Here is a 22953-nt window from a genome sequence, read left to right on the forward strand (position 1 = left end):
CTTGGGGCGCGGGGGGCCAGTTCGCCGCCCCGGCATCATGTGGGCGGGCCCGGCCCCCCCCGCGAGCCGGGTGCGGCGGCGCCCGTCGACCCGCTGGAGGCTTCTCAGTTCCCCTGTTGTTGCTGTTGCTGGAGCTGCTTCTTCTGCTCGCGGGCGGCGGCTGCGGCCTGGTTCTCGCCTCGCTGCTGGATGCGGCCGAAGGCGTAGGTCTTGGCGTCGGTGCTGACCTGCTGGATGGTGGCGTCCCCGCGGGTGACGTCCTTGCCGCTGGTGTAGCCGGTGAGGGTGTAGTAGACGTACCGGCCCAGCATGGAGACGGAGTTCAGGCAGTCGGAGCCGTGGCAGAAGTCCAGGCTGCCGGCGGTGAGGGGCGCGAGGCCGTACTGGTTGGCGTCGAAGGCCTTGGTCGCGGCGCCCTTGTCGGGGAAGACGGCGATGCCGATCGTCGTCGCCACGTTGTTGCGCACGTAGGTCGCCCGCACCATGCGCCGGCAGTCGTGCGCCTTGAGGACGGACACCAGCTTCTCCACCGCGGCCGAGGTGCAGTCGTCCGTGGTGTCCCTGGCGCGCCGGGTGTACGTGCGGCCGCCCTCGTTCACCGAGGCCATCGGGTAGAGCGAGGCGGGCGTGAGCGGGGCGGTGTCCTTCTTGGGGTCGGTGTAGTAGTCGACCGGGTTGGGCGGCGGCGGCACCGAGACGTCGGAGAAGGAGGGCTTCGGCTCGGCGGACCGGTCGGGCAGCTGCTGCGAGGGCAGTGCGGTGTCCTTGCCCTGCGGATCGTCGGAGCCGCTGTTCATCACCACGGCCGCCGCGACGATGCCGGCCACCACCACGGTGGCGAGCGCGCCGCCGCCGACGAACATCCACCGACGGCGCCGGTCGCGTGCCGCACTCTCGTCCGCGAGCGCGGACCAGTCCGGAGTCGACGAGGGCCCGTCCCCTGGGCCGTACGGCCCACCCTGCCCAAAGCTCATGGCGCGCAGTTTAAACGGGCTTGGTGGGGTGAGCCCACGCCGGTCACAATTCCCTCATGGGACATGTCGAGGCAGCGCATCTGGAGTACCACCTTCCCGACGGGCGGGTGTTGCTCGGCGACGTCTCGTTCCGGGTCGCCGAGGGCTCGGTCACCGCGCTCGTCGGTGCCAACGGGGCGGGGAAGACCACGCTGTTGCGCCTGGTCTCCGGGGAGCTGACGCCGCACGGCGGCAAGGTGACCGTCAGCGGCGGACTGGGTGTCATGCCGCAGTTCGTGGGCTCGGTCCAGGACGAGCGCACCGTGCGGGACCTGCTGGTCTCGGTGGCGCCGCCCCGGGTGCGGGAGGCCGCGCAGGCCGTGGACGCCGCCGAACTGGCCGTCATGACCGCGGCCGGCGCCGAGGAGGAGCCGGCGCAGATGGCCTACGCGCAGGCCCTGAGCGACTGGGCCGAGGCGCGCGGCTACGAGGCCGAGACCACCTGGGACATGTGCACCACGGCAGCGCTCGGCGTCCCCTACGAGAAGGCGCAGTGGCGCCAGGTGCGCACCCTCAGCGGCGGCGAGCAGAAGCGCCTGGTGCTGGAGGCGCTGCTGCGCGGCCCCGACGAGGTGCTGCTGCTGGACGAGCCGGACAACTACCTCGACGTCCCCGGCAAGCGGTGGCTGGAGGAGCGGCTGGCGCAGACCCGCAAGACGGTGCTGTTCGTCTCCCACGACCGGGAGCTGCTGGCCCGCTCGGCGCAGCGGATCGTCAGCGTCGAACCGGGCCCGGAGGGCAGCGACGTCTGGGTGCACGGCGGCGGCTTCGCCACCTACCACCAGGCGCGCCGTGAGCGGTTCGCGCGCTTCGAGGAGCTGCGGCGGCGCTGGGACGAGAAGCACGAGCAGCTCAAGAAGCTGGTGCGCACCCTGCGGCAGGCCGCCGAGAACAGCCATGAGCTGGCCTCGCGCTACCACGCCGCCCAGACCCGGCTGCGCCGCTTCGAGGAGGCCGGTCCGCCGCCGGAGCCGCCCCGGGAGCAGGAGATCACCATGCGGCTGCGCGGCGGCCGGACCGGGGTGCGGGCCGTCACCTGCCGGGCCCTGGAGCTGACCGGGCTGATGCGCCCCTTCGACCTGGAGGTCTTCTACGGCGAGCGGGTCGCCGTGCTGGGGTCCAACGGTTCGGGCAAGTCCCACTTCCTGCGCCTGCTGGCCGGTGACGAGCAGGTCGCGCACACCGGCGAGTGGCGGCTGGGCGCCCGCGTCGTGCCCGGCCACTTCGCCCAGACCCACCACCACCCCGAGCTGCTCGGCCGCACCCTGCTGGACATCCTGTGGACCGAGCACGCCCACGACCGGGGCCGGGCCATGAGCGCGCTGCGCCGCTACGAGCTCCAGGAACGGGCCGAGCAGCGCTTCGAGCGGCTCTCCGGCGGTCAGCAGGCCCGCTTCCAGATCCTGCTGCTGGAGCTGGGCGGTGCCACGGCGCTGCTGCTCGACGAGCCGACGGACAACCTCGACCTGGAGAGCGCCGAGGCGCTGCAGGAGGGGCTGGAGCGGTTCGACGGCACGGTGCTGGCCGTCACGCACGACCGGTGGTTCGCCCGCTCCTTCGACCGCTACCTGGTTTTCGGCGCCGACGGCCGCGTCAAGGAGACGCCGGAGCCGGTGTGGGACGAGAGGCGGGTGGAGCGGGCCCGGTAGGCCGCACCGACGGGCGCCCGGACCCTTCCCGCCGGGTCCGGGCACGCGGGCGCGCGCCGGGAAGCGTGCGGTGCCGCGGTACGGGCCGACGGGGGCCATCCGGGTGGGCGCGCCCGCGTGGAGGTGACCGCCGGCCGGGCGTATGCCCGTGTCGAGAAGAATCCGGCACTCGGTGCACTTCTAACGTGACCGTATGATCACCGACAAAACAGTCATTCGGGGCCTGATGGGCAGGTCGGGTGCCACGGGTCTCTCAGGCTTCACGGGTCTCGTGCGGGCCCGCGCCAGGGTGCGCGCGGCGGGCGGCGGGGGAGGGGCGCCCGTGCCGGCGCCCGCCGCCGCCACCGACGGGGCGGGCTGCCCGGCGGGGCGCGGCGCCGCCCCCCGTCGTGGCGGGCTCGGGGTGCCGGCCACCCGGTGGCTGCTCGCGGGCGCGTCCTGGCCGCTGTGGGCCGCGGCGTTCGGCCTGATGCTCGTCACCGCCCTGGAGGTGCTGCGCGTCGACCGGCACGTGGGCATGGACAACGAGATCATCGTCCGCGCCGCCCGCACCCTGCTGGACGGCGGCGCCCCCTATGCCGATAAGCGGTTCCTGTACCTGCCGAGCGCGGTGCTGGTGGCCGTGCCGGAGGCGTTGCTGCCCCACGGGCTGCGGTGGGCGATGGTGCCGGTGGTCGCCGTGGTGCTCACCCTCGCCGGCTGGGTGATCAGCCTCCGGGTCTTCGGGGTGTCCGCCCGCAGCAGACTGGCGGCACTGGGCGTGGTCGGCTTCGCCTTCTTCGCCCCGTTCAAGAACCTGGCGATCATCGGCAACTGGACGCTGGCGGCCGTGGTGGCCTTCCCCCTCTCGGTGCTGCTGGCGCTGCGTTCCCGCTGGGTGGCGGCGGGCGCGGTGATCGGCCTGGCGCTCGCCATCAAGCCGATGCTCGCGCCCATGGTGCTGCTGCTGGTCTTCGCGCGGCGGTGGCGGGCGCTGGCGGTGGCGGTCGGGGTGCCGATGACGGCCAGCGCAGTCGCCGTCGCGCTGATGCCGGCCCCGGGGCTCTTCGTCACCAAGACGCTGCCCTTCCTCCTGCACGGCCAGGACAACTTCGCCAAGCCCTTCGACGCCTCGCTCGGCATGGTGCTCTCCCGTCTCGGCGCGCCGGGCCCGGTGGCCTACGGGGTGGGGGTGCTGGCCGCGGGGACCGGGCTGGTGTGCGCCTGGCTGCGGTGGCGCAGGGCGGACGAGGGGCCGCTGCGGGTCGCGGAGACCGCGCTGGCGCTGATGCTCTCCACCTTCCTCGTCTCCCGGCCCTCCTTCGACCACTACCTGATGGTGGTGACGCCGCTGCTGCTGGCCTCGGTGGTGCTGCCGGGGACGGCGCCGCGGACCGTCTGGTTCTGGGTGGCGCTGCTGCCGCAGATCCCCGGGCTGACCTGGCCCTACCTGGAGAACGGCAAGCGGCGCGCCTTCAAGGACGCCTCCACCATCGCCGTGCTGGCGGTCGTGGCGGCCACTACCGGCCTGCGGGCGCGCCGGGCCCGCAGGCCGCGCGGCCGGCGGCGGGCGGCCGGGGTGCCGCGCCCGGCGGGCCCCGAGGTGCGGGACGCGGTGGCCGGCGGTGGCGGGCAGCAGCCCGCCCGGGAGGCGGCGGCGGTGCCGGCCGCAGCTGCGGCAGTGGACGGCCGCGGCGGGGAGGCGGCTGCGGCGCGCGGTGCCGAGCCCCCCGCCGACCGGGACGCCCTCGCAACGGGGGAGCGCGAGGCGGGCGGGCGGAGGACGGCAGAGGGCGCCGCGGAGCCGGTTCCGGGGACGGTCCCCGGGGTGGTCCCGGAGGCGTTTTGACCCGCCTGGGTGGCGCCCGGTACTCTGCTGGTTCGTTATGCGTATGGGCTTGCTCTATCTCACGTGAGGGGGCCTTGCGCCGGTCCACGGGACCGATCCCAGCGGCAGAACGACCGGGTTGCGTCGCCCGGTTCTCTCCAGTGCTGAGTGATGTCCCCGTGGCCTAGTACAGGACCCGTCCTCCGGAGCCCTCGCGGGCTCGGGGAGACCCCACTACTGAAGAAGCAAAGGCTACGACCGTGCGTACGTTCAGCCCCAAGCCCGGCGATGTCCAGCGCCAGTGGCTCATCATCGACGCGCAGGACGTTGTCCTGGGCCGTCTGGCCTCCCAGGCCGCTTCCCTGCTGCGGGGTAAGCACAAGCCGGTGTATGCGCCTCACGTCGACACCGGTGACTTCGTCATCATCGTGAACGCCGACAAGGTGCACCTGTCCGGCAACAAGCGCGAGCAGAAGATGGCCTACCGCCACTCCGGCTTCCCGGGTGGTCTGCGGTCCGTCCGCTACAGCGACCTGCTGGAGAACAACCCCGAGAAGGCCATCGAGAAGGCCGTCAAGGGCATGCTCCCCAAGAACACCCTCGGCCGCCAGATGCTCTCCAAGCTGAAGGTCTACCGGGGTGCCGAGCACCCCCACGCTGCTCAGCAGCCGGTCCCGTTCGAGATCACCCAGGTCGCGCAGTAAGTCCGGCCACCCCCTAAGACGAAGAGGAACTGAGGAGCATCGTGGCTGAGACCACCGCCGAGACCCCGCTCGACGAGGTCGAGCAGTACACCACCGAGTCGGAGAACGTGGAGTCGGAGTACACCTCCGAGTCGCTCGCCTCCCGTTTCGGTGACCCGCAGCCGGCCGCCGGCCTGGGCCGCCGCAAGAACGCGATCGCCCGCGTGCGCATCGTCCCCGGCACCGGCCAGTGGAAGATCAACGGTCGCACCCTTGAGGGTTACTTCCCCAACAAGGTGCACCAGCAGGAAGTCAACGAGCCCTTCAAGGTGCTCGAGCTGGACAACCGCTACGACGTCGTGGCCCGCATCGCCGGTGGCGGCATCTCCGGCCAGGCCGGTGCGCTGCGCCTGGGCGTGGCCCGTGCGCTGAACGAGGCGGACGTCGAGAACAACCGCGGCCCGCTGAAGAAGGCCGGCTTCCTCAAGCGCGACGACCGTGCGGTCGAGCGTAAGAAGTCGGGTCTGAAGAAGGCCCGTAAGGCCCCGCAGTACAGCAAGCGCTGATCCGGCGCCACCTCGCAGGTGGCTCCCTCGGAACGCCCCGGCGGCACGACGCGTGCCCCCGGGGCGTTCCGCACTTCGGGACCCGCGCGTTTACGCTCATTTCGTACACGCAATTCGCACGGGGCACCCCCGTGCGTGTATCCCCGTAGGCGTACCCGCGTCGGGGGTGAGACGCGTACGCGGGTCCAGGCCAAAAACATCGGAGGACAGCAGTGGCACGACTCTTCGGCACGGACGGTGTACGCGGTGTCGCCAACGCGGACCTGACGGCGGAGCTCGCGCTCGGCCTGTCGGTCGCGGCGGCGCACGTGCTGGCCGAGGCGGGCAGCTTCGAGGGGCACCGGCCGGTGGCCGTGGTCGGCAGGGACCCGCGGGCCTCGGGCGAGTTCCTGGAGGCCGCCGTCACGGCCGGCCTGGCCAGTGCGGGTGTGGACGTGCTGCGGGTCGGGGTGCTGCCGACGCCCGCCGTCGCGTACCTCACCGGCTCGCTCGGCGCGGACCTCGGCGTGATGCTCTCCGCCAGCCACAACCCGATGCCCGACAACGGCATCAAGTTCTTCGCCCGCGGCGGCCACAAGCTCGCCGACGAGCTGGAGGACCGCATCGAGGAGCTCTACCGCGGCCACTCCACCGGCGCCCCCTGGGAGCGCCCCACCGGTGCCGGGGTCGGCCGGGTCACCGACTACGACCAGGGGTTCGACAACTACGTGGCCCACCTGGTCGGCGTGCTGCCGAACCGGCTGGACGGGCTGAAGGTCGTCATCGACGGCGCCCACGGCTCGGCCGCCCGGGTCTCCCCGGAGGCGTTCGCCCGCGCCGGCGCCCACGTGGTCACCACGATCGGCGCCGAGCCGGACGGCCTCAACATCAACGACGGTGTCGGCTCCACACACCTGGAGCGGCTGCGCGCCACCGTCGTCGAGGCCGGTGCCGACCTGGGCATCGCCCACGACGGTGACGCCGACCGGTGCCTGGCGGTCGACGCCGCGGGCGAGGAGATCGACGGCGACCAGATCCTGGCCGTGCTGGCCGTGGCCATGCGGGAGGCGGGCACCCTCCGCAAGGACACCGTCGTCGCCACCGTCATGAGCAACCTCGGCTTCACGCTCGCCATGGAGCGCGAGGGCATCGAGCTGGTCCGTACCGCCGTCGGCGACCGCTACGTGCTGGAGGAGATGAAGGCCCAGGGGTACGCGCTGGGCGGTGAGCAGTCCGGTCACGTCATCGCGCTGGACCACGCCACCACCGGCGACGGCACCCTGACCGGTCTCCTGCTCGCGGCCCGGGTGGCCGCCACCGGCCGTCCGCTGGCCGAGCTCGCCGGGGTGATGGAGCGCCTGCCGCAGGTGCTGGTCAACGTCCCCGACGTGGACAGGTCGCGGGTCGCCACCTCCCAGGAGCTCAACTCCGCGGTGAGCGAGGCGGAGGCCGAACTCGGCGCCACCGGCCGGGTGCTGCTCCGCCCGTCCGGCACCGAGCCGCTGGTCCGGGTCATGGTGGAGGCCGCCGACATCGAGCAGGCGCGCTCGGTCGCGGGGCGGCTGGCGGACGCGGTGAAGTCCGCGCTGGGATGACCGCCCGCCCGCGGTAGGGCATGAGGGGTGCGAAGGGGTCGGCCACGGGGCCGGCCCCTTCGTCGTGTGCGGGCAGCGCCTGGTGTGCCGTCAACTGCCGGAGGGCGGTGCCGGGTCGGCTCTCAGGCCGTCCAGGACGAGGTCGAGGAGGCGCTCGGCCTGCTCGCGCTGTTCGGGCCTGGCCGAGGTGAGGGCGATGCCGGCGAGGGCCGCGAACATGTCGGCCGGGCCGATGTCGGACCGGATCTGCCCGGCGGCACCGCAGGCCTCCATCAGTGTGGTGACGGCGGCCTCGATCATGTCCCGGCTGTGGGCGTGGGGGTTGCCGCCGGAGGCGGAGAGGGCGCGCAGGGCGTCGATCATGCCCATCTTGGCGGTGGCGTAGTCCATGAAGAGGCGGGTCCAGGCGCGCAGCGCCTCGTACGGCGGGTGTGCCGCCAGGAGCGCGGGGACGACCTCGCAGAGCTGGGCCACCTCGTTGCGGTAGGCCGCCTCGACCAGGGCCTCCCGGGTGGGGAAGTTGCGGTAGAGCGTCGCGGTGCCCACGCCCGCCTCGCGGGCGACACGCTCCAGGTGCGCGTCCAGGCCGTCCTCGGTGAACACGCGCACCGCGGCGGCGAGGATCTTCTCCCTGTTCCGTTGCGCGTCCGCCCGCAGCGGGCGTGGTGCGTCCTTGGCCATCGCTCTCCGGTCCTTCTCCGTTTGCTAAGTGGAGGCGCGCCCAGTTAGTCTCGATTAAGTGGTGGCGCCTCCACTTAACTTTAGGGCATGGCCTGGCCTGCCCGCATTCCTCCTGGAAGGGCTGACTGATCATGTCGGGAATCGAAGGCAAGGTCGTGGCGATCACGGGCGCCGGCAGCGGCATCGGCGAGGCGACCGCCCTGCTCCTCGCCGAACGCGGCGCCCGGGTGGTCCTCGGTGGGCGGCGCGCCGAGCGGCTTCAGGCCGTGGCCGCCCGCGTCGAGGCGGCCGGCGGCGAGGCGGCATGGGCGTCCACCGATGTCACGGTCCGTGAGGATGTTGCGGGCCTCGTCGAACTGGCCCGCAGCCGGTTCGGCAAGCTCGACGTCCTGGTCAGCAATGCCGGCATCGCCCCGATCTCCCCGCTGGACGACCTCCGGGTCGAGGACTGGGAGCGGATGGTCGACGTCAACTTCAAGGGCGTCCTGTACGGGATCGCCGCCGCTCTGCCGGTCTTCCGGGAGCAGGGCTGCGGACACTTCGTCAACACCGTCTCCACGGCCGGACTCCGTATCGTCCCGCTCCAGTCCGTGTACGCCGCCACCAAGAACGCCGTGCGCACCCTGTCCGAGGGGCTGCGTCAGGAGGCCGGGGACAGCCTGCGGGTGACGGTCGTCTCGCCGGGTGTCACCCGCACGGAGTTCCCGGAGTCCATGTCGCCGGAGATGCGGGCCCGGGCCGGCGTGACCCAGGGGGACATCGGCATCCCGCCGGAGGCGATCGCGCGCGCCATCGCCTTCGCCGTCGAGCAGCCGGACAACGTCGACGTGGGGGACATCGTCGTCCGGCCCACCGCGCAGGGCTGACGCTCCTCCTGCCCGGGGGGCGTCTGTTGCGGGCGGATGTCCGGTTCCCGCCCACCCCTTGACGGGTTTTCTCGCAGCGACCTATAACACTAAGCACCTAGGTGCTCAGTGTTATAGGGGTCGGCGGTGCGGCGGTCGCGTGGTGACGTGCGGCCGCCGGTCGCGGCGGTGGCCGGAAGGGTCCGCGCCGCGGCGGTCCGCCCGTCCCGCTGCCATCCGTCAGCCACGCCCCGCCGACGTCGGGGTGAGGCGGACGTGCCCCGGCCGGCGGATCACGGTGCCGGCCCGGGCCCGCCCGCCGCGTGCTCGAAGAGGGGAAGACCCGTGAGCGCCTCACCGCCCGCAGGGAAGACCGTCACCACGCCGCAGCCGGTGGGGGACGGGCCCGCCCGGCCCCCCGTCGTCCCGCACCGCTGGCGGAAACTGGCCGCCGTCGCCGCGCCGTTGTGGGCGGACAACAACGAGGGCTCGGTACTCAGCACGCTCTCGCCCGTCATCATCACCGCCCTCGCGCTGCCCGGCAGCGCGGTGGGGGTGCTGGTCTCGGTCAGCAAGGCGATCGGCGTGGTGGTCGGCCCGGTGTGGGTGTGGGTCGCCCGGCGCATCGGCCGGAAGGCCGCGCTGACCCTCTCCACCACCTGCGTCGCGGTGGCCACCGCCGCCACCGGGCTGGCGCAGGACTACACCCAGCTCCTGCTGCTGTGGGGGCTGGCGGCGGTGTTCGTCGCCGCGGGCCTGCCGATCGTCAGCGAGGTCACCGCCGACCTCTTCGACGAGCGCACCAGGGGCCGGGCCAACGGCTACACCTGGGGGGCGATCTCCCTCCTCGGGGCCGTCCTGGGCCCTCTCATCGGACAGCTCTCCCGCCTCCCCGACGGGTGGCGCCTGGGCTTCTTCGCAGCCGGCGCGATCGACCTCGTCGTCGCCGCCGGACTGGTCGCCGGCTTCCAGGACCCAGGGGTCGGCGCCAGCGAGCCCCGGACCGCCGGCGGGCCGGCCACCCCGGACGCCGCCACCACCGTCCTGACCTGGGGGAAGGTCGCCGGCCTGGTGCGCATCCCGACCTTCGCGCTGATGCTGGGCCAGCGACTGGTCGCCGGTCACCTCCTGGTGGCGACCTTCGGGGTGCTGTTCCTGGTGCGGACCCACGGGTTCACCACCGCCGTCGCCTCCCTCGTCACGCTGCCGTACGGTGTGGGCTACCTGGTGGGCACGATCGCGGGCGGGCTGGTCACCGACGCCCTCCACGCCCGCAGGCCCCGCTCGGGCCGGGTCGCGGTCCTCCAGGGCGCCCAGTTCGGGTTCGCCCTCTTCGCGCTCCTGGGCACCCAGGCCGACTGGCACGGCATCGCGGTGTTCGCCCTCTTCTGGGCCCTGATGGGGTGCATGCAGGGCGTCAACCCCGGCGTGAACCGGACGATCGTGACGGCCGTCGTCCCGCCCGAGCTGCGCGGTGCGGCCTTCGCGCTGATGCTCTCCGTCTGCGAGGCGCTCGCCTTCGTCCTCTTCAACCTCTGCGCGGGCTTCTTCGAGGCGAGCCTGGGCCTGAAGACCGTGATGCTCTGCCTCCCCGGCCTGCTCATGGTCGCCAACGGCCTGTACTGCACCGCCCTGTACCGGACCTACCCGCGGGACGTGGCACGGCTGGAGGGCCTGCTGCGGGCCCGGAACGGCGCCGCGGCCTGAGGCCCGGGCGGGGCGTTGCGGTGCGCGACGCCGGTCAGCCCCTCCCGCGCACCTGGGGAAGGGCCCGGCCGGCGGTGCGCAGCCGCCGGCGCTGCCCGCTCCAGAACGCCTTCTGGGCCAGCAGGGTGAGCACGCCGGCGAGGAGGATGCCCAGGAGGTTCACCAGGAGCTGCTCGCTGGAGCCCACCGCCTGCGCGTAGTCGCCGTAGACGAAGGCGACCGCGGCGTTGGCGGCGGCCGGGACGGTCGTCACCGAGATCGCCACGCCCACCAGCGCGCCCGACTTCGAGGAGGTCAGCGACAGGATCCCGGCGATCCCGGCGAGGACGGCGACGACGAGGGAGAAGCGGTCCGGCTGCCAGACGAAGTCGGTGTTGGGCCGGTGCGCCTTCAGCATCGACTCGTGGAAGAGGCCGGCGGCGTCCATCAGGTAGCTGAACCCGGCCGTGAGGACCATCGCCACTGCGAACCCGACGACCAGGGCCACCAGGGAGCGCACCGCCAACCGCGGGGCCCGGCGGACCAGGGCGGTGCTGATGCCCGCCAGCGGCCCGAACTCCGGCCCGACGGCCATGGCGCCGACGATGAGGACGGCGTTGTCCAGGATGACACCGCACGCGGCGATCATGGTGGCCAGGCTGAGGAAGGCGAGATAGGTCAGGGAGAGCGTGGACTCCTCGTGGGTCGCCTCCACCAGCGACTCCCACAGCACCGCGTCCGCCCCCTCGCCCGGCGCCGCCTCCTCGGCGCGGTCCGCGTGCCGGGAGAGCGTCAGGTCCACCGAGGTCACCGAGACGGCGCCGGACTCGTCCAGGCCCCTGGCGCGCAGCGCGCCGAGGACCTCGTCACCGGCCTCCCGGGCGACGTCGCAGGTGACCACGTCACCCTCGGGGTCGCGGGCGGCACCGGCGTACACCACCAGGTGGGTGGTGCCCACCGTCCCCTGCAGCAGGCCGACGACCTCCTCGGTCCGGTCGGACGGCACGATCAGACGCAGGTGCAGCACGGGGTCCCTCTCGACGGCGGATGGCCCGCCAGTCCGTCGGCGGGCGGCCCGGACGGTCGCGGCCTCGTCCGGCCCGGGTCCCACATCATGCCGGGCCCGCAGGGAGGTGCCCCGGGTGGCCCTACAGCTTGCGCAGGGAGAGCCGCTGCACCTTGTGGTCGGGCCCCTTGCGCAGCACCAGGGTGGCGCGGGGGCGGGTGGGGGCGACGTTCTCCTCCAGGTTGGGCCGGTTGATGGTGCGCCAGATGCCCCGCGCGTAGTCCAGCGCCTCCTCCTCCGAGACCTGCGTGTAGCGGCGGAAGTAGGAGAACGGGTTCTGGAAGGCCGTCTCGCGCAGCTTGCGGAACCGGCCGAGGTACCACTGCTCGATGTCCTCGGTGCGCGCGTCCACGTAGACCGAGAAGTCGAAGAAGTCCGCCAGCCCCAGCCGGGTGCGGCCGTCCTTGCCGGGCAGCGCCGGCTGGAGGACGTTGAGGCCCTCGACGATGAGGATGTCGGGCCGGTGCACCGTCTGCCGCTCACCGGGCACGATGTCGTAGATCAGGTGGGAGTAGACCGGCGCGGTCACCACGTCCTTGCCGGACTTCACGTCGGAGACGAACCGGGTCAGCGCCCGCCGGTCGTAGGACTCGGGGAAGCCCTTGCGGACGCCGCGGCGCTGGATCTCGGCGTTGGGGTAGAGGAAGCCGTCAGTGGTCACCAGCTCCACCCGCGGGTGCTCGGGCCACCGTGCCAGGAGCTCGCGCAGCAGCCGGGCGGTGGTGGACTTCCCCACCGCCACCGAGCCGGCGACCCCTATGACGAAGGGCGTCCCGGTCTGCGGGCCGTTGCCGGCCGCGTCGCCCAGGAAGGTGTTCAGGGCGCCGCGCAGGTTGCCGCTGGCCCGTACGTACAGGTTGAGGAGGCGCGAGAGCGGCAGGTAGACCTCGCGCACCTCGTCGAGGTCCGTGACGTCGCCGAGGCCCCGCAGGCGCCGGACCTCCTCGGCCGTCAGGGGCAGCGGTGTCTTCTCCCGCAGCGCACTCCACTGTTCCCGGGTGAGGTCGACGTACGGCGAGGTCTCGCCGCGGGGGCGGCGCGGCGCGGCGCCCCCGCGCGGGAGGCCGTCGGAGGAGAGGGCGGAGGTAGGTGGAGGCACGGCCCCATTGTGCGCGGGAGGAGTCCCGTGACGACGGCGGGGTGGCACGCAGTGCCGGTCGTGGTACCGGAATGGCCGGGTCCGTCGCCTCCGGGCCCTGCTCGGGGATGCGACGGCGCCGCGGAGGTGACGTGTGTCACCCGGCGAAGTCGGCCGGAAATCACGGAACCGGGAACCGCGAGGGGTGCCGGCAGCGAGAACTCCCTGTACCCACCGCGGTTCTGCGCACTACCGTCCCTTCGGGGGCACGCCGCGGAGGAACGGTGAACGTCGCGTGCACCACGAGTGACCTGGGGGGCCGGGGATGGGATGGCGAATGAGCGGTAGGGGACGAGCAGTGGCCGGACGGACCGGTGCGGCGCGGACGGCGTACGCCGACCAGCGGTACGCGGCCTACGACACCCTGGTGGAGGACCACCCCGACCTGGACCTGCCGGAGGTCCCCTCGGACCTCATCGACCTCTACCGGTGGGGCAGCCGCCCCCGGTGCGAGGAGCAGGAGTACACCGACACGGTGCAGGAGCTGATCGGCCGCCTGGACGGCTGAACCGGGGCCCTCCCCGCGCGAGCGCCGTCCGCGGGGTTCGTGCGGTCAGGCCCCGGTGCGCGGCCCGCCGGAGCGGGGGCCCGCATGCCGACGGGCGGGCGGGAGGCCGCCCCCGCGCCGGCGGGGGGAGACGGTCCGGCGCCGGCCAGGGCGCCGCCCACCGCCGGCAGGGGGCGCCCCGGGGCCGGCAGTGGCCTGCCCCGCTCCGGCGGGAGGCCGCCCGCCGGAGCGGGGCCCGCCCGTCCCGACAGGTGGGCCGACCGCTCCTCTGCGACGATGTAGCCACGTCGTGCCGGACCGGTCGGAGGCCCGAGGGCGGCTGCCCCGGACCGGGCCGGGCGGGGTGCCCGTGCCGGCCGCCGGTGCCGGGTGCGCCCCGGTCCGGGTGCGGCTTCGCGAGTCCTCGGCGCCCACCGACGCCCTCCGGCCTGCCACCCGACCTGGCGAGGCCGACCTCGACGCGGCCGCGAAGGGATGCACATGTGCGGGATCGTGGGATACGTGGGCGACCGCAACGCCCTCGACGTCGTCCTGGCCGGCCTGGGACGACTGGAGTACCGGGGCTACGACTCCGCCGGCGTGGCCGTCCAGGCCGACGGCGGGCTGGCCGCCGCCAAGCGCGCGGGCAAACTGGCCAACCTCGACAAGGCGCTGGCCGAGCGGCCGCTGCCGACCGGCACCACCGGGATCGGCCACACCCGCTGGGCCACGCACGGCCGCCCCGACGACGCCAACGCCCACCCCCACCTGGACGACACCGGCCGGGTCGCAGTCGTCCACAACGGCATCATCGAGAACTTCGCCGCCCTCCGCGCCGAGCTGGCCGGGCGCGGCCACCGGCTGGCCTCCGACACCGACAGCGAGGTCGTCGCGCACCTGCTGGCCGAGGCCCACTCGGCGACCGGTGACCTGAGCGAGGCGATGCGCCAGGTGTGCCTGCGGCTGGAAGGTGCGTTCACCCTGGTGGCGGTGCACGCCGACGCACCCGACGTGGTGGTCGGGGCGCGCCGCAACTCGCCGCTGGTGGTGGGGCTCGGCCAGGGTGAGGCCTTCCTCGCCTCGGACGTGTCGGCCTTCATCGCCCACACCCGGGAGGCCGTCGAACTCGGCCAGGACCAGGTGGTGGAGGTGCGCCGGGACGGGGTCCGCATCACCGGCTTCGACGGCGCGCCCGCCGAGGGCCGCCCGTACCACGTCGACTGGGACGCCTCGGCGGCCGAGAAGGGCGGCTACGACCACTTCATGCTCAAGGAGATCGCCGAACAGCCCAAGGCGGTCGCCGACACCCTGCTGGGCCGCGTCGGCGAGGGCGGCCTGCTGACCCTGGACGAGCTGCGCCTGACCGACGCGGAGCTGCGCGAGGTCGACAAGGTGGTCGTCGTCGCCTGCGGGACCGCCCACCACGCCGGTCTCATCGCCAAGTACGCCATCGAGCACTGGGCCCGGCTGCCCTGCGAGGTGGAGCAGGCCAGCGAGTTCCGCTACCGCGACCCCATCCTGGACCGCCGCACCCTGGTCGTCGCCATCTCCCAGTCCGGCGAGACGATGGACACCCTCATGGCGTTGCGCCACGCCCGCGAGATGGGCGCGCGGACCGTCGCCGTCTGCAACACCAACGGCTCGACCCTGCCGCGCGAGGCCGACGCCGTGCTGTACACGCACGCCGGGCCGGAGGTCGCGGTGGCCTCGACGAAGGCCTTCCTCACCCAGTTGGTGGCCTGCTACCTCGTGGCCCTCTACCTTGGCCAGGTGCGGGGGACCAGGGACGCCTCGGAGATCAGGGGCGTGGTGCGGGAGCTGGCCGGCATGGGCGACCGGGTGGAGCAGGTGCTCGCCACGATGGAGCCGGTGCGCAGGCTGGCCCGCAGTCTCGCCGACGCCGAGACCGTGCTCTTCCTCGGGCGCCACGTGGGGTTCCCCGTCGCGCTGGAGGGGGCGCTGAAACTGAAGGAGCTGGCGTACATGCACGCCGAGGGGTTCGCGGCCGGGGAGCTCAAGCACGGCCCGATCGCGTTGGTGGAGGAGGACGTCCCGGTGGTGGTGGTCGTGCCCTCGCCGCAGGAGCGGTCGGTGCTGCACGACAAGGTCGTCTCCGGCATCCAGGAGGTGCGGGCCCGCGGCGCCCGCACCATCGTCCTGGCCGAGGAGGGCGACGAGTCGGTGGTGCCCTACGCCGACGAGCTGGTGCGTCTGCCCCGCACCCCGCCGCTCCTCCAGCCGCTGGTGGCGACGGTGCCCTTGCAGGTCTTCGCCTGCGAGCTGGCCACCGCCCGCGGCAACGAGGTCGACCAGCCCCGCAACCTCGCCAAGTCGGTGACCGTCGAGTGATCATCGGTGTCGGAATCGACGTCGCGGAGATCGACCGCTTCGCGGCGTCCCTGGAACGCACCCCCCACCTGGCCCAGCGGCTCTTCGTCGACCGGGAGCTGTACCTGCCCGGCGGGGAGCGGCGCGGACCGGCCTCGCTGGCCGCCCGGTTCGCCGCGAAGGAGGCCGTGGCCAAGGCGCTGGGGGCCCCGGCGGGGCTGCGGTGGACGGACGTGGAGGTGTGGAGCGAGGACAGCGGCCGGCCCCGGCTGCGGGTCCTGGGCACGGTCGCCGCGCGCGCCGCCGAACTGGGGGTGCGCTCCTGGCACGTGTCGCTCAGTCACGACGCCGGCGTCGCCTCGGCGATGGTGGTGGCCGAGGGGTGAGGGCCCACCCGGCAGGAGCCGACGAGAAGGCGCCCTGGTGGACGGATGCGCGCCGGGCCGCGCGGAAAGACGGGCGGACATGAGGACTGCGTACGACGTCGAGACGGTACGGGCGGCCGAGCGGGAGCTGATGGCCGAGCTGCCCGAGGGCACCCTGATGCAGCGGGCCGCGGCCGGCCTGGCCACGGCCTGCGCGCAACTGCTGGGCAGGGTCTACGGGAGCCGGGTCGTGCTGCTGGTCGGCAGCGGGGACAACGGCGGTGACGCCCTGTACGCCGGGGCGCGGCTGGCCCGGCGGGGCGCCGGGGTGCGGGCCGTGCTGCTGCGGCCGGACCGCGCCCACGGGGAAGGGCTGGCGGCGCTGGTCGCGGCCGGCGGCCGGGTCAGCGCCGACGCCGAGGCCGACATCGCCCGCGCCGACCTGGTGGTGGACGGCATCGTGGGCATCGGCGGCCGGGGCGGCCTGCGGCCCGAGGCGGCGCGGCTGGCCACGGCGGCGGCCGCCGGGGGCGGCCGGGTGGTGGCGGTGGACCTGCCCAGCGGGGTGGACGCCGACACCGGACGGGTCGAGGGCGAGGCGGTGCGCGCCGACCTCACGGTGACCTTCGGCGCCTACAAGCCGGGGCTGCTCGTCGACCCGGCCCGCGAGCACGCCGGGGCGCTGCGGCTGGTGGACATCGGGCTGCGGCTGCCGCCGCGCGGGCACGCGGACGAGGGCGCGCTGCGGGTCCAGGCGCTCCAGCACGCCGACGTGGGGGCGGTGCTGCCGCGCCCCTCCGCCGAGTCCGACAAGTACCGCCGGGGCGTGATCGGCGTGGTGGCCGGTTCGGCCCGCTACCCGGGCGCCGCCGTGCTGGCGGTCTCCGGGGCGGTGCGGGGCGGGGCCGGCGCCGTGCGGTACGTGGGGCCCGGCGCGGACGCGGTGCTCTCCCGCTTCCCCGAGACGCTGGTGCACGCGGGCCCGCCGTCGAAGGCGGGGCGGGTGCAGGCGTGGGCGATCGGGCCGGGCATCGGCGACAACCCCGACAACGAGGCGTTCATGGCGGACGTCCTCGCCTCCGAGGTGCCGGTACTGGTGGACGCCGACGGGCTGCGGCTGCTGGACGCCGGTGCGGTGCGCCGCCGGCCGGCCCCGGTGCTGCTGACCCCGCACGCCGGTGAGGCGGCGGTGCTGCTCGGCTCCTCGCGGGAGGAGGTCGAGGGGGGACGGCTGGCCGCGGTGCGGGAACTGGCCGGCCGCTTCGGCGCGGTGGCGCTGCTCAAGGGCTCGACGACGCTGGTGGCGGACGGCCGCGCCGGGGCTTCGGGGACGGGCGGGGCGGCCGTGGTGCGCGTCAACCCCACGGGCACGGGCTGGCTCGCGACCGCGGGCAGCGGCGACGTCCTCTCCGGCCTCGCGGGGTCCCTGCTGGCCACCGGGCTCGCGCCGCTGGACGCCGGGTCCGTCGCGGCCTATCTGCACGGCCTCGCGGCCCGCCGTGCCGCCCGGCGCCGGCCCGGGGTCCACGCCCCGGTGGTCGCCACCGACGTCGCGGCGGCCCTGCCCGAGGCGTGGGCCGACGTGTGGAGCGGCGTCGTGACCGGCTGACCGGTGGGCTGCCGGCGGCCGGTCAGTGTTGCCGGGAGCCCTCGCCCGCCGCGCCCGCGGACGCCGGGTCCGCGTCGCCGGGACCGGCCTCCCCGCCCTCCGGGCCGGCTGCCCGGCGGCGGCGGACCAGCCGGGTGACCACGAACCACAGGACGGCGAGGAGCACGAGCACGCCGACGGCCGTGGTGAACGCGCTCGCGTACCGCTCGGCGACCTCCCAGTGCTGGCCGAGCTTGTACCCGGCGTAGACCAGCACCGTGTTCCACACCAGGCTGCCGCCCGCCGTGTAGAGGACGAAGCGGGTCACCGGCATCCGCTCGATGCCCGCCGGGACGGAGATCAGGGCGCGGAAGACCGGCAGCATCCGTCCGAAGAAGACCGCCTTGCCGCCGTGGCGGGCGAACCACGCCTCGCTCCGGTCGATTTCCTCCGCCTTCAGCAGCGGGACCCGGGAGAGCACCGCCCGGGTCCGCTCGCGGCCGAGCACCATGCCGACCAGGTACAGCACGAGTGCGCCCGCCACCGATCCGACGGTCGTCCAGACCACGGCGGCCACCAGCGACATGTGGCCCTGCCCGGCCGAGACGCCGGCGAGCGGCAGGATCACCTCGCTGGGGATGAACGGCACCACGCTGTCGACCATGTTGGCCAGTCCGGCGCCCGGCCCGCCGAACGCCTCGGCGAGGTGGTTGACGAGTGTGACGGCGAAGCCGGACAGGCCGCCGGCGTGCTCCTGGGCCGCAAGGAACGCGTGCACCTCGTACCCCCTGCTCGTGTGTGGACTCCCGAACCTAGACGCCGCGGCCCGCCGGGCCGTTGCGGACAGGCCGGATGTCCCCCGGACGAGCCCGGCGGGGCGGGGCCCGGCCCGGTGGCCGTGGTGCTGCCACGGCCGCGGCGGTCAGGGGCTGATCGCCCGCCAGATGCGGTCCGGCAGCGTGCGGGTGGCCTCCGCGAGGTCGACGTCGCCGACCGCGAGCGCCCGCCGGGCGACGGCGACGACCGGGCCCAGCACGAGGCTCTCCAGCAGCGGTGTGCCGAGCGGGGCCAGTTCGCCCGCCGCCACCCGGTCGGTGATCCAGGCGGCCATCGGGGACAGCCTGGCCTCCTGGGAGTCGCGCACCTGCCGGGCGTGGGCCATTCCGAAGCGGTCGGCGGTGGCGGAGTGCAGGAGCCGGGCCGCGTCCGGGTGGTCCCGGACGAAGTCGAGGTAGGCCGTGACCACCGCCCGGACACCGTCCCGGGCGGTGCCGGCCCCGGACAGTGCCGCGACCAGGCCGCCCAGCAGCCTGTTCAGCCAGCGGAGGGTGAGGGCCGTCAGGACGCCGTCGAGGTTGCCGAAGTGGTGGTAGATGCTGCCGGGGCTGACGCCGCTGGCCGTGGTGAGGGCGCTGACGGTCAGGCCCTGCTCGCCGGCGTCGGCGTACACCCGGAACGCGGCCGCCAGGACCTGCTCGACGGTGGCCTCGCCACGCTGCTGCTTCGGGCTCATCTGGCGTACGTCCTCGGTCCGGTGGCGGCGGCCTTTCATGATCGCGGCGCGGGTGGACGAGGAGCAAGGCGTTCTGGAGCAATTTTTTAGAAAACCCCTCCAGTTCTCTGGCGTGGTGCCCCAGACTGGGAGCGTGGCGGCGGCGGACGGGCACGGCAGGCGCCGGGCGCATCCGCCGCAGGCGCTTCTCGCAGTCGCGGACCAGGGGGTCCGCCCGGGGGACACGGAGGAAGCGAATGCCGGATGTCGACATGCTGGTGGGCCAGGTCGTGCCCGCGGTGGGGGCGGCGGTCAGCGCCTACGGCACGGCCGTACTGACGCGCGCGGAGACCGAGGCCGCGGGTGCCACGGTCCGGCTCGGTCAGCGGCTGCTGCACCGCCTGCTGCGCCGCGGCCCCGACCCCGCGGCACTGGAGCGGGCCGTGACCGACCTCGCCGCCGCCGAGGGTGACCAGGACGCCGTGGCCGCGCTGCGCCTGCGTGTGCGGCAGGCCCTGCACGCCTGCCCGGAGCTGGCCGCCGAACTGGCGGGCCTGCTGCCCGCACCGGCCGCCGCGTCCGGCGGTGTGAGGGTCGGCGGTGACGTGAGCGGCATCGTCTCCACCGGCGCCGGTGCCACCAACACCGTCGACAACCGGAGGCAGAGGTGAGCGCCCCCGCCCCCGACCCGCTGAGCGGGGCCGGGCCGGAAGTCGTCGTCCACGGGGACAACCACGGTGTCGTCAGCACCGGCCCCCACTCCGTCAACCTGGTCTTCACCTCCCAGGGGCCGCAGCAGGTCGACAACCTCCGCGAACTGCCGCTGCACGAGGCCCCGCTGCTGCCCACCGCGCCCGCCCTCCGGCTGTTCGGCCGGGACGAGCTGGTGGCCGAGGTGGCCGCGCGGGTGGCGGCGGGTGGGCACGCACAGCTGTACGGCAGGGCGGGGGTGGGCCGCAGCGCCGTGGCCGAGGCCGTCCACCACCGCCTGGCGGCGCAGGGCCGGCGGGGACACGTGCTGCGGCAGCAGGAGTCCGAGCCCGGGACACTCGACTCGGTCTACCGGCGCCTGGCGACGGCGTTCTTCGGCCGGACGTTCCTGCGGGTCGACGAGGCGGACCTGCGGGCGGCCGTCGCCGGGGTACGGGACGTGCACGTCACCCTCCTCGACACCGCGTTGGACCGGGCCGACCTGAACCGGCTCACGGAGACCTTCGCCGGCTGCACCTTCCTGTTCACCTCACCCCATCTCACGCTCCCCGACACCGCCGGCGCCCACCACGTCCAGCCGCTGGGCCGGCACGCCGCGGTGGCGCTCCTGAGCGCCGAGCTCGGCCTGGACCCGGGGCCGGTGGGCCTGCGCAACCTCCAGTTCGACCACGCCTACCGGGAGTCCGGGGGCAGGCCGCAACGCCTGCGCCAGTACGCCGAGTTCATCAAGGGCATGGACCAGTGGCGGGCGCGCGTCACCAGGGAGCCGCACGACCAGCCACCACCGGTGGACCCGGCCGGGCTGAGCCCGGAGCGCCAGGCGCAGACGCTGGCCCTGGCCCTGGGCGAGCCGGCCCGCCGGGTCCTCGTCGCCCTGGCGACCTTCGGCGTCCCGGTGACCGCCCACTGGTTCGCACCCGTCACGGGGTGCCCGGCCGACGCGGCAGCGGGCCCCGAACTCCTGGACCGCCGCCTGGTCACCCTGGAGGGCGAGGCGTACCGGATCACCCAGGACGCGGCGCAGGCGGTGCGCGGACTGGAGTGGCCCGCGGCACCGGCGGTGACCGCGGCCGAGGGGGTGATGGCCGCCGTGGCCGCCGCAGAGGTGGACCCGCCCGTGGACCCCGGCCTGCTGACCGCCCTCACCCGGGCGCTGAACGCCGACCGCGAGTGGGCCGTGGCCTCGCACTTCGTACGGACGGTGCTGCCCGTGGCGCTGGCCGCGGGAGCGCTGCGCACCGTGGCCGAGCTCTACGCGCTGGGCCGTACCGCCGCACTCCGCGGCGGCCTGCGCAGGGAGCACGCGCACTACCTCCGCGCCGAGGAGCAGACCCGCAAGCTGCTGGAGGGGGACCGGACCGTCGTCGCCGCGGCACTGGTGCTCCTCGCCTCACCCGTCGCCCCCGCCGCGATCGCCTCCGGCGGCAAGGTCTCCGCAGTGGTCGGCAAGTTCGTCTCCGCCGTCACCACGAAGGCCGGCATGACGGTGGCGGCGGTCTCGGTGGCCGCGGCCGCCACCGCGGGCGTGGTGGTGGCGGTCACCTCGGACAGCACGCCTGCCGGCTGCGAGCAGGCGCTCTCCGCCAACCAGGCGCTGAGCACAGGCAAGCCGCGGACCTACCCGGAACTCGCCACCACCTACCGGCAGATGGCGACCGGCATGGACGAGGCGGCCGGCGCGGCGGACGAGGACAAGGTGAGGTCCGTGCTGCGGGCCCAGGCCGCCGACTTCCGGCAGCAGGCCGAGGAGGTGGCCGGCAAGAGCGCCGGCGGGAGCACCGGCAGGCCCCTGCACCCCGACGTGGTGGCCGCGATGGTCGGCGGTGAGAAGCTGAGCAGCGGCATCCACAACCTCCAGGCGGTCTCGGCCGTCTGCCCGCTGGACTGATCCGGCGCCGCGCCCGTCCCGGCGGCAGTGCCCGCCGGGGTGGGCCCGGGCGCGGGAGCGCGGTGCCCGGGCCACCCGCCACGTGCGCCGAGGGCGGGAGGCGCGGCCCGCCTGAGACACTGGCCCCATGAGCGAGACAGGGAAGCGGGCACGCGCGGTCGTCGACCTCGCGGCCGTGCGGGCGAACGTGCGGGCGCTGGCGGACCGCGCGCCCGGCGCCGCGCTGATGGCGGTGGTCAAGGCCGACGCGTACGGCCACGGCGCCGTGCCCTGTGCCCGTGCCGCCCGTCGCGCCGGGGCCCCCTGGCTGGGCACCGCGCTGCCCGAGGAGGCGCTCGCGCTCCGTGCCGCGGGGGACACCGGCCGCCTGCTGAGCTGGCTGTGGACGCCCGGCGGCCCCTGGCAGGAGGCGGTGGCGGCCGACATCGACGTCTCCGTCAGCGCACTGTGGGCCCTGCGCGAGGTGGTGGCGGGGGCCCGCGCGGCAGGGCGCCCGGCCCGCGTCCACCTCAAGATCGACACCGGGCTGGGGCGCAGCGGCTGCGCCCCGCAGGACTGGCCCGAGCTGGTCCGGGCCGCGCGGGAGGCGGAGGTCGCCGGGGACGTCGTCGTGGCCGGCCTGTGGTCCCACTACGCCTGCGCCGACGAGCCGGGCCACCCGTCGATCGACGCGCAGACCTCGGTGTTCCGGCAGGCCTGCGCCCGTGCCGAGGACGCGGGGCTGCGTCCCGAGGTCCGCCACCACGCCAACACCGCGGCCCTCCTGACCCGGCCCGACACCCACTTCGACCTGGTGCGCGCCGGCATCGGCCTTTACGGCATCTCGCCGAGCCCCGAGGTCGGGCAGGCGGCGGACTTCGGGCTGCGGCCGGCGATGACGCTGGAGGCCTCGCTCGCCTCCGTCAAACACCTGCCCGGCGGGCACGGCATCTCCTACGGGCACACCTACCTCACCCCCGGCCCCACCACCGTGGCGCTGGTCCCCCTCGGCTACGCGGACGGGGTGCCGCGGCACGCCTCGGCCTGCGGCCCGGTGCGGGTGGCGGGAAAGTGGCGGACCATCGCCGGACGGGTCGCCATGGACCAGTTCGTCGTCGACCTGGGCGGCGACACCGCCCGCGAGGGCGACCGGGCCGTGCTCTTCGGCCCGGGCGACGAGGGCGAGCCGACCGCCGAGGACTGGGCCCGCGCCGCCGGCACCATCGGCTACGAGGTCGTCACCCGGATCAGCGGCCGGGTACCGCGCGTCCACATCGACTCCGCGGACCCGGCCACCGGCGCGGGCTCCCCAACCGCCGCCACCGGCCAGGACTCCGCGGACCCGGCCACCGGTGAGGCACCCGCCGGCGGCGGGGACGCGGCGCCCGGACGTTCCTGACGTGCGGC

General features: G+C 74.6%; 20 protein-coding genes. 14 read left to right on the top strand and 6 right to left on the bottom strand.

The features are described from left to right. Positions 1-104 precede the first annotated feature (104 nt). A complete protein-coding gene (locus ACFV3R_RS07165; protein WP_385576850.1) occupies positions 105-974 on the bottom strand; it encodes a hypothetical protein in 870 nt (289 codons plus the stop codon). Positions 975-1030: 56 nt separating this feature from the next. Between ACFV3R_RS07165 and ACFV3R_RS07170 the strand changes: the two genes are divergently transcribed. From ACFV3R_RS07170 to glmM, 5 genes are all read left to right on the top strand, one after another. Next, positions 1031-2662, top strand: coding sequence for an ABC-F family ATP-binding cassette domain-containing protein (locus tag ACFV3R_RS07170; RefSeq protein WP_385576853.1), 1632 nt, complete (start codon positions 1031-1033; stop codon positions 2660-2662). Positions 2663-2984: 322 nt separating this feature from the next. After that, positions 2985-4490 carry a glycosyltransferase family 87 protein gene (locus ACFV3R_RS07175; protein ID WP_385576856.1) on the top strand — a complete coding sequence of 502 codons (1506 nt, stop codon included), beginning with the start codon at positions 2985-2987 and terminating at the stop codon, positions 4488-4490. A 239-nt stretch (positions 4491-4729) separates the two neighbouring features. Beyond that, positions 4730-5173 carry a 50S ribosomal protein L13 gene (rplM, locus tag ACFV3R_RS07180; RefSeq protein WP_385576859.1) on the top strand — a complete coding sequence of 148 codons (444 nt, stop codon included), beginning with the start codon at positions 4730-4732 and terminating at the stop codon, positions 5171-5173. Positions 5174-5214: 41 nt separating this feature from the next. Continuing rightward, positions 5215-5718 carry a 30S ribosomal protein S9 gene (rpsI, locus tag ACFV3R_RS07185; protein WP_385576861.1) on the top strand — a complete coding sequence of 168 codons (504 nt, stop codon included), beginning with the start codon at positions 5215-5217 and terminating at the stop codon, positions 5716-5718. A gap of 212 nt (positions 5719-5930) precedes the next feature. Further along, complete coding sequence (gene glmM / locus ACFV3R_RS07190; RefSeq protein ID WP_385576863.1) at positions 5931-7292, top strand: phosphoglucosamine mutase; 1362 nt, start codon at positions 5931-5933, stop codon at positions 7290-7292. 90 nt (positions 7293-7382) lie between these two features. Here glmM and ACFV3R_RS07195 read toward each other — a convergent pair whose 3' ends face one another. After that, positions 7383-7973 carry a TetR/AcrR family transcriptional regulator gene (locus ACFV3R_RS07195; RefSeq protein ID WP_385576866.1) on the bottom strand — a complete coding sequence of 197 codons (591 nt, stop codon included), beginning with the start codon at positions 7971-7973 and terminating at the stop codon, positions 7383-7385. A 131-nt stretch (positions 7974-8104) separates the two neighbouring features. On the opposite strand from ACFV3R_RS07195, the gene ACFV3R_RS07200 reads away from it, so the two are divergent. Both ACFV3R_RS07200 and ACFV3R_RS07205 read left to right on the top strand, forming a co-directional pair. Beyond that, complete coding sequence (locus ACFV3R_RS07200) at positions 8105-8839, top strand: SDR family oxidoreductase (protein WP_385576869.1); 735 nt, start codon at positions 8105-8107, stop codon at positions 8837-8839. Between the two features lie 324 nt (positions 8840-9163). Then, positions 9164-10525 (top strand): MFS transporter, encoded by a 1362-nt coding sequence (locus ACFV3R_RS07205; protein WP_385576872.1) that lies wholly within the window; start codon positions 9164-9166, stop codon positions 10523-10525. A 34-nt stretch (positions 10526-10559) separates the two neighbouring features. Here ACFV3R_RS07205 and ACFV3R_RS07210 read toward each other — a convergent pair whose 3' ends face one another. Further along, positions 10560-11531: a DUF389 domain-containing protein gene (locus ACFV3R_RS07210; RefSeq protein WP_385576875.1), complete on the bottom strand. Its 972-nt coding sequence runs from the start codon at positions 11529-11531 to the stop codon at positions 10560-10562. Between the two features lie 121 nt (positions 11532-11652). Beyond that, positions 11653-12669 carry a type I pantothenate kinase gene (gene coaA, locus ACFV3R_RS07215; RefSeq protein WP_385576878.1) on the bottom strand — a complete coding sequence of 339 codons (1017 nt, stop codon included), beginning with the start codon at positions 12667-12669 and terminating at the stop codon, positions 11653-11655. Positions 12670-12985: 316 nt separating this feature from the next. Between coaA and ACFV3R_RS07220 the strand changes: the two genes are divergently transcribed. The 4 genes from ACFV3R_RS07220 to ACFV3R_RS07235 all read left to right on the top strand — a co-directional run bounded on the left by ACFV3R_RS07220 (position 12986) and on the right by ACFV3R_RS07235 (position 17497). Further along, positions 12986-13216 carry a hypothetical protein gene (locus ACFV3R_RS07220; RefSeq protein WP_385576881.1) on the top strand — a complete coding sequence of 77 codons (231 nt, stop codon included), beginning with the start codon at positions 12986-12988 and terminating at the stop codon, positions 13214-13216. A 480-nt stretch (positions 13217-13696) separates the two neighbouring features. Then, positions 13697-15544 (top strand): glutamine--fructose-6-phosphate transaminase (isomerizing), encoded by a 1848-nt coding sequence (gene glmS, locus ACFV3R_RS07225; RefSeq protein WP_385576884.1) that lies wholly within the window; start codon positions 13697-13699, stop codon positions 15542-15544. Continuing rightward, positions 15541-15909: a holo-ACP synthase gene (locus ACFV3R_RS07230; RefSeq protein ID WP_385576887.1), complete on the top strand. Its 369-nt coding sequence runs from the start codon at positions 15541-15543 to the stop codon at positions 15907-15909. The genes glmS and ACFV3R_RS07230 overlap by 4 nt, the downstream gene beginning before the upstream one ends. 79 nt (positions 15910-15988) lie before the next feature. Then, positions 15989-17497: an NAD(P)H-hydrate dehydratase gene (locus tag ACFV3R_RS07235; protein ID WP_385576890.1), complete on the top strand. Its 1509-nt coding sequence runs from the start codon at positions 15989-15991 to the stop codon at positions 17495-17497. Positions 17498-17519: 22 nt separating this feature from the next. Here ACFV3R_RS07235 and ACFV3R_RS07240 read toward each other — a convergent pair whose 3' ends face one another. Both ACFV3R_RS07240 and ACFV3R_RS07245 read right to left on the bottom strand, forming a co-directional pair. Beyond that, on the bottom strand, positions 17520-18254 hold the full coding sequence (locus ACFV3R_RS07240) for a DedA family protein (protein ID WP_385576893.1): 735 nt from the start codon (positions 18252-18254) through the stop codon (positions 17520-17522). Between the two features lie 144 nt (positions 18255-18398). Then, on the bottom strand, positions 18399-18989 hold the full coding sequence (locus tag ACFV3R_RS07245; RefSeq protein ID WP_385576896.1) for a TetR/AcrR family transcriptional regulator: 591 nt from the start codon (positions 18987-18989) through the stop codon (positions 18399-18401). Positions 18990-19225: 236 nt separating this feature from the next. Here ACFV3R_RS07245 and ACFV3R_RS07250 point away from each other — a divergent pair, with 236 nt between their 5' ends. The 3 genes from ACFV3R_RS07250 to alr all read left to right on the top strand — a co-directional run bounded on the left by ACFV3R_RS07250 (position 19226) and on the right by alr (position 22945). Then, on the top strand, positions 19226-19639 hold the full coding sequence (locus ACFV3R_RS07250) for a hypothetical protein (protein WP_385576899.1): 414 nt from the start codon (positions 19226-19228) through the stop codon (positions 19637-19639). Then, positions 19636-21567: a hypothetical protein gene (locus ACFV3R_RS07255; RefSeq protein ID WP_385576902.1), complete on the top strand. Its 1932-nt coding sequence runs from the start codon at positions 19636-19638 to the stop codon at positions 21565-21567. The genes ACFV3R_RS07250 and ACFV3R_RS07255 overlap by 4 nt, the downstream gene beginning before the upstream one ends. A gap of 127 nt (positions 21568-21694) precedes the next feature. Continuing rightward, positions 21695-22945 carry an alanine racemase gene (gene alr, locus ACFV3R_RS07260; RefSeq protein ID WP_385576905.1) on the top strand — a complete coding sequence of 417 codons (1251 nt, stop codon included), beginning with the start codon at positions 21695-21697 and terminating at the stop codon, positions 22943-22945. The last annotated feature ends 8 nt before the right edge of the window (positions 22946-22953 follow it).

The organism is Streptomyces sp. NPDC059740 (assembly GCF_042733155.1).
Lineage (GTDB): Bacteria > Actinomycetota > Actinomycetes > Streptomycetales > Streptomycetaceae > Streptomyces.

Excerpts from the sequence above, each read along its gene's own strand:
- ACFV3R_RS07165 (WP_385576850.1), bottom strand. The coding sequence starts at position 974 with ATGAGCTTTGGGCAGGGTGGGCCGTACGGCCCAGGGGACGGGCCCTCG.
- ACFV3R_RS07170 (WP_385576853.1), top strand. The coding sequence starts at position 1,031 with ATGGGACATGTCGAGGCAGCGCATCTGGAGTACCACCTTCCCGACGGG.
- ACFV3R_RS07195 (WP_385576866.1), bottom strand. The coding sequence starts at position 7,973 with ATGGCCAAGGACGCACCACGCCCGCTGCGGGCGGACGCGCAACGGAAC.
- ACFV3R_RS07200 (WP_385576869.1), top strand. The coding sequence starts at position 8,105 with ATGTCGGGAATCGAAGGCAAGGTCGTGGCGATCACGGGCGCCGGCAGC.
- ACFV3R_RS07220 (WP_385576881.1), top strand. The coding sequence starts at position 12,986 with ATGAGCGGTAGGGGACGAGCAGTGGCCGGACGGACCGGTGCGGCGCGG.
- glmS (WP_385576884.1), top strand. The coding sequence starts at position 13,697 with ATGTGCGGGATCGTGGGATACGTGGGCGACCGCAACGCCCTCGACGTC.
- ACFV3R_RS07235 (WP_385576890.1), top strand. The coding sequence starts at position 15,989 with ATGAGGACTGCGTACGACGTCGAGACGGTACGGGCGGCCGAGCGGGAG.
- ACFV3R_RS07245 (WP_385576896.1), bottom strand. The coding sequence starts at position 18,989 with ATGAGCCCGAAGCAGCAGCGTGGCGAGGCCACCGTCGAGCAGGTCCTG.
- ACFV3R_RS07250 (WP_385576899.1), top strand. The coding sequence starts at position 19,226 with ATGCCGGATGTCGACATGCTGGTGGGCCAGGTCGTGCCCGCGGTGGGG.
- alr (WP_385576905.1), top strand. The coding sequence starts at position 21,695 with ATGAGCGAGACAGGGAAGCGGGCACGCGCGGTCGTCGACCTCGCGGCC.